The 17,354-nt window shown below is 41.4% G+C and carries 16 protein-coding genes and 1 pseudogene; 6 read left to right on the top strand and 11 right to left on the bottom strand.

Annotated features, from left to right (window positions below):
• Positions 1–657 precede the first annotated feature (657 nt).
• Positions 658–1,476, top strand: a complete 819-nt coding sequence (locus SAGCYANO_RS06150; protein WP_202219265.1) for a PEP-CTERM sorting domain-containing protein — start codon at positions 658–660, stop codon at positions 1,474–1,476.
• A gap of 222 nt (positions 1,477–1,698) precedes the next feature.
• Here SAGCYANO_RS06150 and SAGCYANO_RS06145 read toward each other — a convergent pair whose 3' ends face one another.
• The 4 genes from SAGCYANO_RS06145 to SAGCYANO_RS06130 form a co-directional block, all read right to left on the bottom strand.
• Complete coding sequence (locus tag SAGCYANO_RS06145; protein ID WP_237395848.1) at positions 1,699–1,956, bottom strand: DUF4926 domain-containing protein; 258 nt, start codon at positions 1,954–1,956, stop codon at positions 1,699–1,701.
• A gap of 236 nt (positions 1,957–2,192) precedes the next feature.
• A complete protein-coding gene (locus tag SAGCYANO_RS06140; RefSeq protein WP_202219264.1) occupies positions 2,193–2,756 on the bottom strand; it encodes a Uma2 family endonuclease in 564 nt (187 codons plus the stop codon).
• A gap of 149 nt (positions 2,757–2,905) precedes the next feature.
• A complete protein-coding gene (locus SAGCYANO_RS06135; RefSeq protein ID WP_202219263.1) occupies positions 2,906–4,054 on the bottom strand; it encodes a beta-ketoacyl-ACP synthase in 1,149 nt (382 codons plus the stop codon).
• 231 nt (positions 4,055–4,285) lie between these two features.
• Positions 4,286–5,038 (bottom strand): peptidylprolyl isomerase, encoded by a 753-nt coding sequence (locus SAGCYANO_RS06130; protein WP_202219262.1) that lies wholly within the window; start codon positions 5,036–5,038, stop codon positions 4,286–4,288.
• A 279-nt stretch (positions 5,039–5,317) separates the two neighbouring features.
• Here SAGCYANO_RS06130 and SAGCYANO_RS06125 point away from each other — a divergent pair, with 279 nt between their 5' ends.
• Positions 5,318–5,476 (top strand): hypothetical protein, encoded by a 159-nt coding sequence (locus SAGCYANO_RS06125; protein WP_202219261.1) that lies wholly within the window; start codon positions 5,318–5,320, stop codon positions 5,474–5,476.
• Positions 5,477–6,090: 614 nt separating this feature from the next.
• Here SAGCYANO_RS06125 and SAGCYANO_RS06120 read toward each other — a convergent pair.
• On the bottom strand, positions 6,091–6,654 hold the full coding sequence (locus SAGCYANO_RS06120) for a photosystem I assembly protein Ycf4 (RefSeq protein WP_202219260.1): 564 nt from the start codon (positions 6,652–6,654) through the stop codon (positions 6,091–6,093).
• Positions 6,655–6,964: 310 nt separating this feature from the next.
• On the opposite strand from SAGCYANO_RS06120, the pseudogene SAGCYANO_RS06115 reads away from it, so the two are divergent.
• The 4 genes and pseudogenes from SAGCYANO_RS06115 to SAGCYANO_RS06095 all read left to right on the top strand — a co-directional run.
• Positions 6,965–7,120 (top strand): annotated as a pseudogene (locus SAGCYANO_RS06115) (zinc ribbon domain-containing protein); the annotation flags it as partial.
• Between the two features lie 272 nt (positions 7,121–7,392).
• Entirely contained in the window at positions 7,393–8,451 is a 1,059-nt protein-coding gene (gene psbD / locus SAGCYANO_RS06110; RefSeq protein ID WP_202219259.1) for a photosystem II D2 protein (photosystem q(a) protein), read from the top strand.
• A complete protein-coding gene (psbC, locus tag SAGCYANO_RS06105; protein WP_202219258.1) occupies positions 8,435–9,817 on the top strand; it encodes a photosystem II reaction center protein CP43 in 1,383 nt (460 codons plus the stop codon). Before psbD ends, psbC begins: the two co-directional genes overlap by 17 nt.
• Positions 9,818–10,571: 754 nt before the next feature.
• The gene (locus tag SAGCYANO_RS06095) at positions 10,572–10,961 is read left to right on the top strand and encodes a hypothetical protein (protein WP_202219256.1); all 390 of its coding nucleotides are present in this window, start codon (positions 10,572–10,574) and stop codon (positions 10,959–10,961) included.
• Between the two features lie 146 nt (positions 10,962–11,107).
• Here the strand turns inward: SAGCYANO_RS06095 and SAGCYANO_RS06090 are convergent, their stop codons facing one another.
• The 6 genes from SAGCYANO_RS06090 to SAGCYANO_RS06065 all read right to left on the bottom strand — a co-directional run bounded on the left by SAGCYANO_RS06090 (position 11,108) and on the right by SAGCYANO_RS06065 (position 17,017).
• Entirely contained in the window at positions 11,108–11,872 is a 765-nt protein-coding gene (locus SAGCYANO_RS06090; protein WP_202219255.1) for a hypothetical protein, read from the bottom strand.
• Positions 11,873–12,099: 227 nt separating this feature from the next.
• Entirely contained in the window at positions 12,100–12,756 is a 657-nt protein-coding gene (locus SAGCYANO_RS06085; RefSeq protein ID WP_202219254.1) for a hypothetical protein, read from the bottom strand.
• Between the two features lie 18 nt (positions 12,757–12,774).
• A complete protein-coding gene (locus tag SAGCYANO_RS06080; RefSeq protein ID WP_202219253.1) occupies positions 12,775–13,893 on the bottom strand; it encodes an RNA-guided endonuclease TnpB family protein in 1,119 nt (372 codons plus the stop codon).
• A gap of 163 nt (positions 13,894–14,056) precedes the next feature.
• Positions 14,057–14,974 carry a B12-binding domain-containing radical SAM protein gene (locus tag SAGCYANO_RS06075; protein ID WP_237395846.1) on the bottom strand — a complete coding sequence of 306 codons (918 nt, stop codon included), beginning with the start codon at positions 14,972–14,974 and terminating at the stop codon, positions 14,057–14,059.
• Positions 14,975–15,025: 51 nt separating this feature from the next.
• Complete coding sequence (locus SAGCYANO_RS06070) at positions 15,026–16,075, bottom strand: endonuclease I family protein (protein WP_202219252.1); 1,050 nt, start codon at positions 16,073–16,075, stop codon at positions 15,026–15,028.
• 141 nt (positions 16,076–16,216) lie between these two features.
• Positions 16,217–17,017 (bottom strand): hypothetical protein, encoded by an 801-nt coding sequence (locus tag SAGCYANO_RS06065; protein WP_202219251.1) that lies wholly within the window; start codon positions 17,015–17,017, stop codon positions 16,217–16,219.
• Positions 17,018–17,354 lie beyond the last annotated feature (337 nt).

Raw genomic sequence — 17,354 nt, 5'->3', positions numbered from 1 at the left:
AAATTTTACTTATAAGTCTAATGTGTTTCCGTTATTATACGGTTTTTTCCTCTTCAGATCGAAACAAAACTAAATATTATTTTGTGATTAAAATTACGACTATAGATCATCTAAGTATTCAACATAAAAATCTGTAAAAGTCTTCTTAATAAGTAATTATATTAATTTGAAAGTTAGTGTGAAAATAGAAAATTCTATTGTTTTTTTAGTAGTTTTGGCGTATTAGAAAAAGTCATATATTTACATATATTTACTAGATAAAGATTCAGTAAATATCCGGATTTTCTATTGCTTTATTTTTTAGTATTCAATATTCTTAACTTGGAATCAAAGAAAAGATAATTTTAAATCGATCGAGTTATATAATGTCCGGTTGAACAGTTATAAATAAACGACGGAGGAGTCAGGAGTTAGGAGTCAGGAGTCAGGAGGGAAGAAAGGAGAAGAGAAGGAAAAAGTTTTTTTATCACTAATTATCCGGACATGATCTTAGAGGATTTCCAGTTAATAAATAATAAATAAAATTATTATCATGGATGTCAGAAAAAGCTGAAATTAAATTTAATTATTCTAGTCAGCTTTCAGTATTAAGGAAACTTGATTGTTTTTAATTATTCTTAAGCGAAAACATTATTAACTGAAATAAGATTAAGTAAAATGAGTCAAAATCGATTCTGGTCAAGTATCTCTGTTGTAACAGCTCTTGCTTTTATAGCTGAACCAACTTTTGCCTGTGGATTTTTTGATCCTCCACCAATGGATATGCCACCAGACCCACCACCAACCTGGATTAAATTTTCCTCAGAAAATCCTGGTGCTGCCTTATTTGGAGTCCAACTTAATGGTCTATTTGCACCTTCGACAGCAACTGACTGTGGATGTGGTCTAGCACTCTTTGACAAAACAAATCCTCAACAAAGTATACTTGCTTCAATACCTAGCTTTGATGTTAGTGACGTAACATTTGCAATCACAAATACCAAAACTAATGAATCTATAGAATTAGTAGATATGGGTGGCAATCCAATTTTTGCTATGGAACGCGACACCTCTTTAGACAACGGACTAGCTAATAACGAGTTTACTCCAGATTCCAGTATTGGTTATTCAGCAATTTCTAATAATGCTGATAACTGGTTTGGTTTTAGGGCAAATGTTGAAGCGTTTACCCCTCCTACGCTAGGAGATAATGAAGTTTTTACTATGCTCTTTGACATCGATTTCGATCCTGAAGTACGTGAGGCATTGCTTGGATTAGGACTTCAATTTGCTAGTGGTGGAATAAGCGATCCATTAGATCCAGAGCATCCAGTTACTTACTCAGGAGAAGCAATGGTTATGGAGAATCATAAAATTCCCGAACCTTCTTCTATCTTCAGTCTACTAGCTCTCGCTACACTAGGCGCAACCTCAACCCTCAAGCGCAAACTGAAGACCTCTAAATATGCAGGAAAAGAACTAGAAAAAATTTCCTAAAAACCATCAATAAAAAATTACAATAATCCCTTCATTAATTTGGAGGGATTTGTTATTGAGCGACTCCTGATATCAAATCCGGTTGAATACTTATCATATATTTGGGGGTGGGAAGTGTGGGGAGAAGGGGAAGTGGACAGATTGAAGGCGAGAAAGTGCGGATAGAATTATACACATATACTGTATAACCAGATTCTATATGAGATATTGTTTTTCCAAGTCTTAAGCAAAAACTTCTACAATTAATAATGTAACCATTAGTTGATCGCCTGAAATAGTTTCCATTGCATAAGTTGTTCCATCATTATCAGAAAAATCTACTTCAAAAACATTGTTATCGTATACCATAACAATTGTTCCTACTTGTCCTTTATATAGAGTAATGGGTTCTCTTGTTTCAAAATGAGTTGTTTGTCTATCTTCAGTTAATGCAACTATATCTAATATCATGTCCGCTGGGGCGCGTTTGTGTAAACCCAAAGGTGAATATCTACAAGAAATTTAAGTTTTTTTCTTGCTCTTAGGTATTCCTGACTGTTCCCTGTTCCCAGCTCCGGTGTTCCCTACTCTTGCTATACAATACCGATGCTACCGGACATGATATAATTCTTGTAATTGAGTCATAATCATACCTAACTTACTAACAGGATAACAATTTGTTAATCTAGGAAAATCTTCTCCTATACGAATTATCCAAGCAACTATCAAAATTTATATCAATCTCCCAATATTTCATCAACAGTAAAAGTTACATTAGGCAAAGCTTGAATAGTCACAGTATCACCGCTCTGAAAAGTCTGCACATTCTCATAACCATTCCCTGTAGGTTGTCGGTAAACTTCCAAACATTTTTGAGGAAGATTCACCAACCAAACTTCAACAATATTATTCTCAGCATATAAGGGAATTTTTACTTCTCTGTCATATTTAACTGTTGTATCTGCCACTTCTATGAGGAGAAATACATCTTCCGGTTGAGGATGTTGAGTCCGATAAAAATCTGGTCGTCGTTGCAGCAAAGCGATATCTGGTTCTGGTTCAGAATTATCGTTCAATCTTACAGGATCTTGAATTCCTACAGTAACAGTCTTTGCTAAACCCAAAATGAAAAGTTCGGCAAGACGTTTCACACAACCTGCATGAGAAGGACTAATAGGAGACATTTTCAGAATTTCTCCTCGTATTAGTTCTACTCGTTCATCTTCAGTTAATATTCCTGCTTCTAGCAGCTTATAATACTCGTCTACAGTAAATAGTCGTCGCAATAATTGTACAGACATTACAGACTCCTTAAGAATAATTATATGGTAAGTATTTCCTGCGGAATGCGGAGCTAACAGCCGTCAGCTATTTTTTTGTAGGGAGCAAGATGCTCCCACTGCCATGCTTCATAACTCCCTATTTTAACAACAAATTCCTAAAGCGATCGCTAAACCCCACTCAAAACCAACGCTGCATTTTGCCCACCAAACCCAAAACTCAAACACAAAACATTTTCCACCTCAGACTCACGACCATACCTAACCAAGTCTAAATCAAATTCTGCCTCATCTAATCCCACACAGGGAGGTAAAATCTGATGCTCGATCGCCATCAAACAAAATGCTGCCCCCAATGCTCCAGATGCTCCCAATGTATGACCCGTCGCTCCCTTTGTCGAACTAACTGCCACTCCCTGGGGAAAAATTTGCTCAATTAAATTAGCTTCATGGCGATCGTTTAATTGAGTTGCCGTTCCATGAGCATGAACATAGTCAATATCTCCAGCAGATAAACCGCTTCTTTCCAAACATTGAGCGATCGCCAACATTGCACTTTTGCCACTCAAATCCGGTGCATTACCATAACTTGCATCATTTGTCAAACCAAAACTCCGAATTTGACCATAAATTTTAGCTGCTCTTTGTCGTGCAAATTCAGCAGACTCTAATACCAAAACAGCAGCTCCTTCCCCCAAAACCAACCCCTCCCGACAGCGGTCAAAAGGACAAGCACCCGTTTGAGCCAAAGCTCCCATTTTTCTAAATCCTGCTATACTCAGAGGTGTAATAGGAGATTCCACAGCACCCGCGATCGCCTGTTGACATTGACCCGTTTCTATTAACTCCACAGCACGAGCGATCGCCCATATCCCCGTCGCACAAGCAGCCATCGGAGCTAAAACAGTACCCTTTGCACCTATCTGACTCGCAGCAAAAATAGCAGGTTGATGGGGCAACAAATTAATAAATGAAGTGTCATTTTTTTCCAGATCGTTTTGCTGACCATCTCCAATAAGCTGCTTTTTTGCCAACTTTTCTAGCAATCCTTGATAGCCACGACTAGAACCGATGACTACACCACATTCAGGTAAGGGCAGTGTTAAACCTGAAGATTTGATAGCAGTTTCTACGACTTCCTTAGTTAACTGAGTTAAATTAACAGGTTGAAAATTTATTAAACCCAAAGGTAGGGGAGGTAACTCTGCAAAAGGTTGATGTAACTCAATAGCAGACTTACCTTCCAACAGTTTTTCCCAACTTTGACCGAGGTTCCCCAAGGCAGAAGTGAGACCGATACCCGTAACTACAACTTCCACAATTAAGTTATCAAAATAATAAGGGTCTAAAACCCCGCCTTGATTGGCGAAATATTTTTGGAGCTCAAGTCCCCGTTACAAAAATAACTTCTGACTCTCTTGGTGCGCGTTCCCTCTCTTGGTCAGCATTCCGCAAGCGAGCTGGCGTCGTCGCGGGGTCTGACCGCTTGCGTCTGTCGCCGACGCGGGGTCGCACCGCTTCTGACTTCTGACTTCTGACTTCTGACTTCTTTAAGATTCGCTGCTATTGGGTATAGTTAAGTTTTCCAGACCTTCAACAACTTTAGCTGACTCAATGCGATCGCCAGCTTCAATATTATCAACAACTTCTTTCATCCCTTGTGTCACATACCCAAATACTGCATAGTTACCATTCAAGAATGGCAGGTCAGTTAAAGTAAAATAGAATTGGGATGAAGCAGAGTCAGGAAATTGAGAACGAGCCATAGCTACAGCACCTCTTGTATGAGGCAAAACAGGTGGTTGCGCAATACCAGCTTCTTCTAAAGTGTTACTGTAAACTGGTTCAGAAGCATCTTGAGGTTTAATTTCCAGAGGAATGTAACGTTCTCTAGAGGTTGTGGGGTCTATAAAACCTCCTGTACCTAAATTACTTAAGGGTATATTGAGGTTTTTACTTTGAGGGTCGCCACCCTGAACCACAAAAGGTTGAGGTTCGCGCACTACTCGGTGAAATACTAACCCATCATAAACCCCTTTTTCAACTAAATCAATAAAGTTACCTGCTGTGACCGGAGCATTTGTACCATCGACTTCTATGGTAATAGGAGAAGAATTCACAGTCATTACTACTGTTGCTTTACCGTTAAGCTGAGGTAAACTGTTGTACTTAGCATCTAATGTTGTTTGACTTGATAGGGTCGAAACTTCCGTACTAGGAACAGAGGTGGCAGTACATCCTGTAACCAACAAAGTTACTACTATGATTAATGACAATAACAACTGGCTAATTTTTCTTTGCATTTTCACTCACAATTCAATGTTGATTTTTTCATACTCTCATCGTTATAGTGCTGCGCGCAGGCAACAGGCAACAGCGGTGCGACCCCGCAGGGTGCGACAGACGCAAGCGGTCAGACCCCGCGACGACGCCAGCTCGCTTGCGGAATGCTGACCAAGAGAGGGAATGCGCACTCCTGTGAGGCAACAGGCAATAGGGGAAATAAAAAGCTGTTTGCGCAGCATCTCCGTTGGAATAATATAGAACCCCTGAGTGGTATCTATTTAAAAATAGAGGAGGAGATGGGGGGATGGGGGATGGGGAGATGGGGAGATGGGGAGATGGGAGTATTTTTCTACCTGCAAGGGAAGCTACCAGGTGTGCTATTGGGCGACGCGGGGTCCCATCCGCTGGCCTCCCCTATTCTCGTTCCTGAATTTCCACTGGCTCGCTCAGACTGAGGACGGAAGCCAAAAGCACATACCGCGTCCAAAGATCCACTCAGGGGTTCTATAAGACTTTTAGCTATTGGACAATTCCTGCAATTTGTACATAAGCCAGCGCACATTGCTATAAATTAAAAACTATAATGGGAGATTCTTGTTTGACTGACGCAACGCTAGGCATTTCATAAAGAAGGGAATAGGGAATAGGGAATAGGGAATAGGGAAGATTTTTTTAGGAAAAAAACACGGAAAATGATTTTTTGAGTTATTACACTCTAGTTTATAGCAACTAAAGGGCAAGTTTATTTTCACGTCTATGTCTAGTTAGAGATTACTTCTTTTGACTTTTGAGTTGAGTAATAGTTTCCAACTTTAAAATGTCAAATAATTGCCCGAAACTATAGTCCGATCAAAGTTTTTAGTCGATCAAATATAACTTCTAACTTCTAACTTTTGACTTTTGACTTTTGAGTTGAGTAATAGTTTCCAACTTTAAATGTCAAATAATTGCCCGAAACTATAGTCCGATCAAAGTTTTTAGTCGATCAAATATAACTTCTAACTTCTAACTTCTAACTTTTGACTTTTGACTTTTGACTTTTGACTTCAGTGAAACGGTCTGACTTCTACTATAGCCCTTCCAAAGGAACTTGAAGAAACTTTGCCAGTTGAGCCGCTTCATTTTCTAATGTTGACAAGGCCAATGGCTGACCTACACGGGTCAGGGGAATTTGCCGACTGTCTTTGAGACGAAGATATATAGCTCTACGGGGATTGAGACCTTCTTTTATATCTACTTTAATAGATTGCACATTTTCAATAGGACAACTAAATTCTACTTTACGATTCTTACCGGGAAATCCCCAGCGAAAAATCATCACCTGGCCTTTTTCTTGGTTATACTCATTGTAGCCACCACCAATGTCCCAAATAATAGTTAACCACAAAAAAAGTCCATACAGTGTACCAAGGACACCATAAAATCCCATAGCTATTCCCTGGGGTAAGAAATTAAGTTGGCTAGGGTCAGCAACAAATAATAGATTAACTTTGAGGTAGCTAGATATCCCTGATAAGAGGAAACCAATACCTCCCATACTGACAATTACAGCCCAGAAGTAATTACTGAGACGACGAGACCCTATAATTTCTTTACGCAGTAAGCGATCGCCTATCAAAGTTTGAGTAGTCATAAATCCTCATCCTATTACATAATTTTCCATTTTATAGCAAGGAACGAGTTGGTATTTGACTTATAGTTAATGATGAACTGTAAAGCTTTTCCCACTGTTCCCTGTTCAGGTGTTCCCTGTTCCCTGCTATAAAATTTTTTAGAGCCAAAATATATTATTATCTAAAATATAAAGAAAAGCTTAAATTTATTTAAGCTACTGAAAAAGATAATTGCAAAATTTATTAAATATATATATACTTATGTTAACTTGCTTAAAGAAGCAAACTTTTTAATAAAAACAGCGGGAAGTCCCGCACTCTCCCGAAGGGGATAGGTATTATCCAAGTTCTCAAATATGTTCAAACTGTGGACATCAACAGAAAATGCCATTGCACTTGAGGACTTATGAGTGTAGTGAATGTGGTTTTGAGGCTGATAGAGATTTTAATGCTGCTGTCAACCTGAAAAACTATGTGTATAAGTAGCTTGAGTTCCAAGCGAATTTAAGCCTGTGGAGAGAATAAGTTACAGACTGCGGTCAGTGGTTCTCACAGAAGCAGGAAGCTAGCTCCAAAACCTATGCGAACGTGTATGGGTCGTTTGGGTAAGTTTAGTAGAACGGAACATAGAAAAAACAGGGGGAAGGCATCACCTCTGTATAAACAGCAACTCCTTTGCGAGTTGAAGAATCCCGCAGTGTCGCGTAAGCGCAACGTCGGGAGTATGTCAATAAAAGCAAGAGGATATAAAAGTAGTTATGACTGTAGCAGTCGGACGCCCGCAGAGTCAAAGAGGACCATTTGATGTCCTAGATGACTGGCTGAAACGCGATCGCTTCGTATTTGTAGGCTGGTCTGGTATACTCTTGTTCCCATGTGCTTTCCTCGCCATTGGAGCATGGTTAACTGGAACCACCTTTGTCACTTCCTGGTATACCCACGGGTTAGCCAGTTCTTACTTAGAAGGCTGTAACTTCCTCACCGTAGCCGTCAGCAGCCCCGCCAACAGCATGGGACATTCCATACTATTCCTCTGGGGTCCAGAGGCTCAAGGAGACTTTGCTCGTTGGTGTCAAATCGGTGGTTTGTGGTCATTCACAGCCCTTCATGGTGCATTCGCTCTGATTGGTTTCTGCCTACGTCAGATTGAAATTGCCCGTTTGGTAGGAATACGTCCTTATAACGCCATTGCCTTCACAGGTCCAATAGCAGTATTTGTGAGTGTATTCTTAATGTACCCATTGGGTCAATCAAGCTGGTTCTTTGCACCAAGCTTTGGAGTAGCAGGAATCTTCCGATTCATCTTATTTTTCCAAGGGTTCCATAACTGGACATTAAACCCATTCCACATGATGGGAGTAGCGGGAATCTTAGGAGGAGCATTATTATGCGCAATTCATGGAGCAACAGTAGAAAATACTTTGTTCCAAGATAGCGAACAGGCCAATACATTCCGTGCATTTGAGCCTACTCAATCAGAAGAAACATATTCCATGGTGACAGCGAACCGTTTCTGGTCACAAATCTTCGGAATAGCATTTTCAAACAAACGTTGGTTACACTTCTTCATGTTGTTCGTACCAGTAACAGGATTGTGGATGAGTGCCATAGGTGTGGTAGGGTTAGGATTAAACCTACGAGCTTATGACTTCGTATCCCAAGAATTACGGGCAGCAGAAGACCCAGAGTTTGAAACATTTTATACCAAAAACATTTTGTTGAACGAGGGTATCCGAGCATGGATGGCACCTCAAGACCAACCACATCAAAACTTTATATTCCCTGAGGAGGTTCTACCACGTGGTAACGCTCTCTAATTCTTCCATGATGGGAGGTCGCGATATCGAGTCCACCGGTTTTGCTTGGTGGTCTGGAAACGCCCGTCTGATCAATTTATCCGGTAAACTGCTAGGCGCTCACGTTGCTCACGCAGGTCTAATCGTATTCTGGGCAGGAGCAATGACTTTATTTGAAGTTGCTCACTTTGTACCAGAAAAGCCAATGTACGAACAAGGCTTGATTCTAATGCCTCACGTTGCTACTTTAGGCTGGGGTATCGGTCCTGGTGGTGAGGTAACAGATATATTTCCATACTTTGTAGTAGGTGTTTTGCACCTAATTTCATCTGCTGTTCTTGGTTTAGGCGGTATTTATCATGCCGTTCGTGGTCCAGAAACTCTCGAAGAATATTCTTCTTTCTTTGGATATGACTGGAAAGATAAGAACCAGATGACTAACATCATCGGTTACCACTTAATCCTATTAGGTTGTGGTGCGCTGTTGTTGGTATTTAAGGCCATGTTCTTCGGTGGTGTCTATGACACTTGGGCACCAGGTGGCGGTGATGTTAGGGTAATTACTAACCCTACTCTCGATCCTGCTGTGATTTTCGGTTATCTGCTCAAAGCACCTTTTGGTGGTGAAGGCTGGATCATCGGTGTTAACAACATGGAAGATATCATCGGCGGTCATATCTGGATCGGTCTGATTTGTATCTTCGGTGGTGTTTGGCACATTCTAACTAAGCCTTTTGGTTGGGCACGTCGTGCTTTCATCTGGTCTGGAGAGGCTTATCTTTCCTACAGTTTGGGCGCTCTATCTCTAATGGGTTTGATTGCTGCTTGTTTCGTATGGTTTAACAACACAGCTTACCCTAGCGAATTCTACGGCCCAACTAACGCTGAAGCTTCTCAAGCTCAGTCTTTTGTATTCTTAGTCCGTGACCAAAAGTTAGGTGCTAATATTGGTTCTGCTCAAGGTCCAACTGGTCTTGGTAAGTACCTGATGCGTTCTCCTACTGGTGAAATCATCTTCGGTGGTGAAACAATGCGTTTTTGGGACTTCCGTGGTCCTTGGTTAGAGCCTCTTCGTGGTCCTAACGGTCTCGACTTGAGTAAATTAAAGAACGATATTCAGCCTTGGCAAGTACGTCGTGCTGCTGAGTACATGACTCATGCTCCTAACGGTTCCATCAACTCTGTAGGTGGCATTATCACTGATATTAACGGGTTCAACTATGTTAACCCTCGTGCTTGGTTAGCTGCAGCTCACTTCATTCTTGGCTTTTTCTTCTTAATTGGTCACTTATGGCACGCAGGACGCGCTCGTGCTGCTGAAGGTGGTTTTGAGAAAGGTCTCGACCGTGAAACAGAGCCAGTACTATCTATGCCTAACCTTGACTAATATCTAGTTACCAGGTAGCTCACTGATAGCTAAATTTATCTAAGAACCTCGCCAAATATCTGGTGAGGTTCTTTTTTTCGGCGTTGCTGAATACTGGGATGATTTCGGCGCTCCACGGGGACACGGAGACAGGTCAACACGGGGATTATGATTTCTGCTCTGGCGACAAAATCATCTTCTCTATGAAGTTGCGCTTAAATAGGAATTACGCAAAGGATAAAATTATACACCATTTGTACGGGTTAACGGCCGTTAATATCAAATCCGTTTAATTCGGCACGTAAAAAATGTTCCATCTTCAACGATTACCAAATATTTCTCCCCTCCAGGGAGGGGTTAGGGGTGGGTCCCCATCCCCCCATCCTCCCATATTCCCCTCCAGGGAGGGGTTAGGGGTGGGTCCCCCATCCCCACATTCCCCTCCAGGGAGGGGTTAGGGGTGGGTCCCCCATCTCCCCATCTCCCCATCTAATTACACCGATGCTACCGGATTTGATATAACCCCTAATATATTTGGTGGTTATGCGTAATATCATGTCCGGATAAGAGCGTGATGAAAAAAACTATCCTGTCACTTGCAGGGCAAATCTCTATATTTTCCCTACCCTACTCCCTACTCCCTACTCCCTACTCCCTGATTTATAAGTATTCAAACGGACATGATATTAGTATGCGTTTGGCCTGTTGGCAAAAGTAGTGTCTTTAGCCTTCTTTTGTCACTCGGCCTATTATCAGGAATACACTTGACCAATATATGGCGACAAAGCCCACGACTTTTACATCAATGTCCACTCTTCTCGAAAAAATAGCCTCCGACGAGGCGATCGATACTGCTTATCTCTGGTTGTGTAAAAAACGCCAACATTATCATCCGAATGCCGATGTCTGGCAGGTCAGACGATGGTGGCACGAGAAAAAGCCCCTCCTACAGGCGCAAATTCTTTCGGGGAATTTTCAATTTCGGGAGTTACGCTTGATTCGAGGTGAGGAGAAATCAATCGAATGGTGGTCGTCTTTGGATGCTTTGGTATTAAAGGCGATGACTATTGTTTTGACGGAACACTTGAAACTTGTCCTTTCTCCACGGTGTTTTCACTTAGCCGGGAATGGTGGGTTGAAGGGGGCGATCGCTTACTCCAAATGACCCTTATGCCCAAGGTTCATCTCCCTTGGATTTTATGTTTTTTGTGGATCTTAAGGGTTGTAAATCTATGCCGTATTTGCTGAGTGAGATTTGTCGGCTCAATGTCGAGCTGCCTGTCACCGTCACGACCAGCGATTTGTTGGAAGTTAAAAATTATCTTTTATCCACATAAACATGATTTCGTCATTTGGACTCCATGATGCCAATGCATGGAAACCATCATTGCCGCGATTTTTATCAGGAAACTCAGGAGTCGAATAGACCATAGATCCTTCATAACTCTTGGGAGCCCACCAATACGGGGCTTGTTGAAAAAAATTACTTTCCTCAGTTAATCCGGTTTTTGGCTCTAGACCTAAGTCTGACATCAATGAAAAAAATTGTTCTTCATCCAATTTTGCTTTCCAGAGCCATTCTGAGTCTATAAAAGATGCTTTATTGTAGTATTTGGAATCTTCAATCGGTGAGATTTTTTCAACTGCTTTCTCCACAATATATGATTCTGGAATCCCGCTCCTTATGGGTGGAAAATCTACTAACCTAGAAACTCCAAGAGACAAAGCCACCACCACAAAAGATATCCAGCAGATCTTACCAATTCGGCTACGGGTAGTTGAGCAGAGTAAGTCGATTGGTGTCCGGAATTTCGATCTGCCAACCAAGTTGTAGAGCAGAATCGTGATTCCCGTCGTCACAAGAGGCCCCCATAATACACCAGAGGGCGCAGGAACAATAAAAAAAGACCATGGTTGTAGAAGAAGGGCAGGAAGAGATATAGAACCTATTGCCGCCCCTAAAAAAATATCTTTGCTGAACATTCCAATCAGGAAACCCAATGCAAGAATAAATGCCGCCAAGTAATTGATCGCTAGCAGCAAAATTATTTTTCCCGCTATTACTATTTTTTTCATTCCTTTCTTTTAACTACTGTTTATTATGTTTTCTACTATCTAAATCAGTCTAACTACCTCAATTAGGGATATTAGACTGATCGCGATCGTGATAACATCTCTATGAATGACGTTAGGCTGAATAAAGTCTTGATAACACCCCAAAATAGAGTGTTATGCAGATCATAGTCAGTCTATCTCCCCGATGTGGCATATTATACAGACTCAGATCTTGATAAGGTCCTAAGCTAGGGTTTGATCACGATCTTGCTCTGCATACTAGCCCCGTTAGCGGATGTTATGCGGAGTGGGATCTCTTGGTAATCTTGCGACATACCCCAAAATTCTCTTAATGTTGGCCCGTTACTGACCCGAAAATCGTGCAAGAGGAAATTCCACAATTCATGCGCTATGACGCGACGCCCCATACGAATATACCAACTCATACCATGCCTTGAAGCCTGGTCAGATTGGAAAAATGACCGCCATAGTGCCCTGGGGCGAACTTGCAAAATAAGCTCTATGCATTTTACCCATAAAAAGATACGCCAGGGAGACATATACTTTGCTTCGAGTACTTGATGTTTGTAGTCCCACTTACTTTGGTCAAGTTGGATAACACGTCTCTCAGAGGCAATCCGGTAATATCCAGTCCAGCGATGAGGTGTAACATATAGCGACATAATTTGGTCAGGATCGTACCAGAGTAATTGTTTGAGAGAACGAATAAAGTCACGATCGCTAACCTCTTCGAAGTCAGTCACCCACGTAGCTAGAGAAAGAATGCCATGCTTTCGCAGGAGACGAATGGCCTCACGATCAGTGCTTGTTGCACTTCCCTTGCGGATTTTCTTAAGTGTGATCTCATCCGTATTCTGCTTCATAAAACCGATATAAAACGTCATATAGCGACATTTTAATGTTTACTTCCTGCTTCCACCGGAACTGTCGGCAGCACTCCGTCCACAGGCATTAACGGTCAAGCCGACCGCATTTCTTAAATTTATACTTGCATTCAGATCGCGGTCTATAGATACCCCACAATAGTCGCAGTCATAAGTTCTCACATTTAACGGCATATCTTGGACATGACCGCAGTTCGAGCAAGTTTTTGATGATGGAAAGAATCTATCAACGACTACTAACTCGGAACCGTACCATTGGCACTTGTATTCTAGCTGTCGCCTGAACTCATAAAATCCTTGGTCGGCTATAGATTTCGCCAGCTTATGATTTGCTAACATACCGCTGACATTCAAATCTTCTATAACAACACTGCCGTGGTTTTTAGCTAGGTAAGTTGTCAATTTATGAAGTGCGTTTCTACGGATGTTAGCTACCTTTCTGTGTAGCTTGGCTATCTTTAACTGGGCCTTTTTATAATTAGCAGAACCAATAATTTTATTCCGGTTTCGGTATTGACATCTAGAGAGTTTAGCTTCAAATTTCTGATACGATCTCACACTGTCAAATACTTTGCCATCACTTAACGTAGCTAAGGTTTTTACACCTAGATCTACACCGATAACATCAGTTTTTTTAGCCGTGGTTATGCCATTAAATTCATAGCTACAACTGAGATACCAATCACCTGCTTGTCTACTAATAGTTATTTTTTTAGTTGTTGCTTCAATTGGTTCATAAGTTTTCACAACACCAATAAAAGGCAATTTATGAGACCAACCATCAAGTTCTATTAGTTTTCCAGAATTATCAATTGTGAAAGAATCAGACCTACCTTTCTTTTTAAACTTTGGGTATTTTCCCAACCCTTTAAAGAACCTCTTAAATGCTTCACCCAAGTTAATAAAAGCATATTGATAAACTCTAGAAGACAAGTTTTTCATCCAAGGATAAAGTGGTTTTGTGTGATTGGTAAAAACTTCTCTAAGTTTGCGGGCATTCGGTTTGTAACCATCTTTGTAGGCTGCATTCCATAAACTTAAACCCCAATTATAAACCCACCTTGAATAACCTGCGTGTTGGGCTAAAAGCGTTTTTTGCTTATTATTTAATTTGAGTTTGGTTCTAATGGATTTCATGTATGAGTAAGAAGAGTTTGCCTAAAGTTTATGAGAGTGTAAGTTATTATATAGTTATTATTTGATTTACGTCAATGCTCTTTTTTGAGTTGACGACTGTATTTTCAATTGCCAGAGAAAACTATCTCATTATACTGCGTTATAACGTAAATTCTCAACTAGGTCAAAACTCCATCCCTAGCAGAAACCTCTCGACTCCAGCCTTTCGGTACAAATGTAAGATGTCTGCATCCCTTACAATATCGTCTGCACGAGTTGAACCAATGATGGTCACTTGTATATTTTCGGCAATGATTGCCTCACAAAATTCACGCCAAATTGCCTTGCTTACTGTTGGATTTTCATCGGCTAGGTTGAATAGCTCAACGCCATGAGTACGATGTAGCCAGGCAATTTCCTTGGCAAGCGTCCTTGGATTTCGATGTCGCCAATGAGCCCAGAATCCACGTTGTCCACAATAATTACAAAGGTGTGGACATCCTCGGGATAACTGGATAACAACAGCCTGTTTACCGCCGTAATAGCTATATTTCTTCAGGTCAACAAGTTCCCAGCCAACTCGATAAGCATCGAGATCGTGGATCATACGGGCTGGAGGGGTTTCAATAATCCGGCCGCCACAGCGGAAGGCAATACCTTCTACCATAGAAAGATCATCATTAGCTTCAATAGCTGCTATCAGTTTAAGAACAGTGTCCTCACCTTCGCCGCGAACAATCACATCAATCTGAGCTTCCTGTGTGAGAATGTCTTGAAAATGGTATGTAGGGAAAACTCCACCATAGATAATTTTGAGCCCCGGCAACTCTTTACGGAATCGGCAAGTTAGTTCCACAACAATTGGATGTGCTGAGGTGGAGCCTGAGTGGCCAATAAGAAGTACCTGTGGGCGATGGGTGACAACTTGTCGAACAATTTCATCGTATGAGAGCGGTCCAAGTTCTGCATCAAGCAGAGTCACATCGTAGCCAGCATCCAACAATGGCCCACCAACACACAAAAGCCCCAGAGGGGGGAGATGCTCCTGTGGAATACGGCTACCAATAGCTGGGTGTGGTGGGTTGACAATGAGGATACGCATGAATTCTCTACTCTGTAGTTTTCCAAAAGATTAAGACATGCTGCTAACTATTTAGTTATTACAGTAGAGTCGGTTAGCCAAGCTGGGATCAATCACAAAGGGATTCTCATTACCTTGCTTTACTGCTATTGCCTGGCTGCGTCTTTTTTCTGATTCGTCAACAGGATCTAGCTCATTCCAAGCACATAAGGTATCTTGCTGCTGCTTAAAGAAACTAGCGTCTGCTTGATCGCGATAAATGGTGTAAAAGTAAAATTGAGCACGGGCGATATCTCCTTTCACCTGTTCTCTCGGCTCAAAGGCTGCTGCTGTAGCCTCACTATAATCATCAATATTTGTTCCAGAGATAGAACTTAGCCGTTCCGAATCAATAAACCACCATCTTGTTTTTGAATCATCGATTTCGGCAAACGGCGAACTTCCTCTGCGACCATTAACCTGTACTTGCGCTGGAAACAGATGGTGTAAATCGCTTTTAGCAACACCTGTGGCTCCTTTGCTCTGAGGCCATGAATGTTCTGTATTTAAGCCTCTTCCATTTTGATATGCATCCTGGCGAGGTGTCGCAGAATTAGGGCTGATAGGCCATTCAAATCCCGAGTAAACACCACGAACAACTCCGTTGTCATTATCTAACTCTCTAAACATATAGTCGCGAGCTTTGTTATACCCCAGACTATTTTCGACATCAAATTCTTTAGCTAATTGATCGCTGAGGGCCTCGCCACTTAAGTTTGGAAAGAGAGTCCCATTGGGATTTCTACTATCAGCATCATCGCCAGAGGTTTCGTCATCTGGAATAGCTGTAATCACTTCTCCAATGTATCGTTCCACCACCCATCTTTTATCCCCATCAGGTAATTTCACCTCGACCCAGTTGGTATCGGTCAATTTTCCTGATACTTCGGCAACTGTTCCAGTGGCTGCTCGTTCAATCAAACTAGGTGCTGGTGTTTCATGGAGAGGAACACCTTGGCGATTGTTCGCCCTTAAGATGACGCGATTTCCAGGTGATAGCTCTAATGCAAATACAGGAGCCACCATCAGGCAAATGGAAAGAAATGCAACTACGATAGCGCTAATAATTTTTCCGGTTTTCATGAGTTTTTATCTTAGATTGAGTGTAATTTATTCGGCTTTTGAAATTGGCTTGGAGAATCAAGGCATTAAACAAAAATTGAGTAAGAAATTTGTGGCTCTCTTTTCTGAGGATAAGGAATTGAATGCCATTTAAAAAGACAACTAATCTCGACTTCTTCTAATGCGAAAAGAGGCAACGAAAGGTAGGTGATCTGAAACTTCTTTGCGAAATTTTTCTCTACCCATATCCATCGCCCAATGCATTGGGAAAAGCTGAAGACTGCCACGGATGTACTCTGTTGAAAATTTCTTGGAGATGGCATACCCATCTAGTAAATTTGCTCTACCTGCTGGCAAAATATGAGAGAATCGCGTTTGTAAATCCCAAGAAGATAGAAAGTTCATAATGTCATCTCCACCTAAATAATGAAAATTGCTCACATCTTCACCTGGAATCATATTGAAGTCACCGAGTAATAGGATGTCTTCCCTACTTTCACCGCGTTGATCAGTAATGAATTTGCCAATCACTTTGCACTGCTCATCTCGAATTTGTTGTTCAGTACGCCCTCGACCAGACTTTAAATGAACTGCGATCAGCATAAAATCAAATCTATCGATGCGAACATCAGCAACAAATGCTTTTCGCCGACTCGGATCGCCTAGATCTGAGTTCTCAATAAATCGTAGGTTTGAGACCTCAATACCCTCTTTAAATAGAACCCCGATATTTAGGTCACTGGCTTGCTGAAGCATAGCTGACTCATAAACACATCCCTTTTCTGCAAGACTATCAATCAGGACTTGCATATGTGAGAATGGCTTAACTTCCACAAGCGTAACCAGTTCTGCGTCAAGCAATGCCAGCCCTTCTACCTGCCGTTTTGTTCGTTCTGCATCGATGGAATTGAATCCAGCGATATTCCAGACAGCCACTCTGGCCGTAGTATTGCTAAATTTCATCTATTTTCTCCATGATCAGTAAGGACAACATTATTGCTACGCAAAGTTCTGAACTTTGGTCAGTAATTCTGTAGAGAATAAAAAACTCGGATAGAGCTTGGCCTCCACGAGGTCTAGCTCTAAATCAGTAAAGGCTAATCATCTGCTGAGTCCACTTGTCCTATGGTGCATCCTGGACTTCTATCAGGTGCTGCCGCTAGAAGGTCAGCAAGATCGGTTTCTAAATTGATGTCACCTTAAGCTGATTAGTAACTCGTCTATTAGATTTTCTTGATTAGGACTTACACAACTCACAGTTACCTTACCAGTCACACCAAATGCAGTCTCAAATGCTTGA

Source organism: Okeania sp. KiyG1, assembly GCF_014132355.1.
Lineage (GTDB): Bacteria > Cyanobacteriota > Cyanobacteriia > Cyanobacteriales > Microcoleaceae > Okeania.
This window is presented reverse-complemented; position numbering and strand designations above follow the sequence as displayed.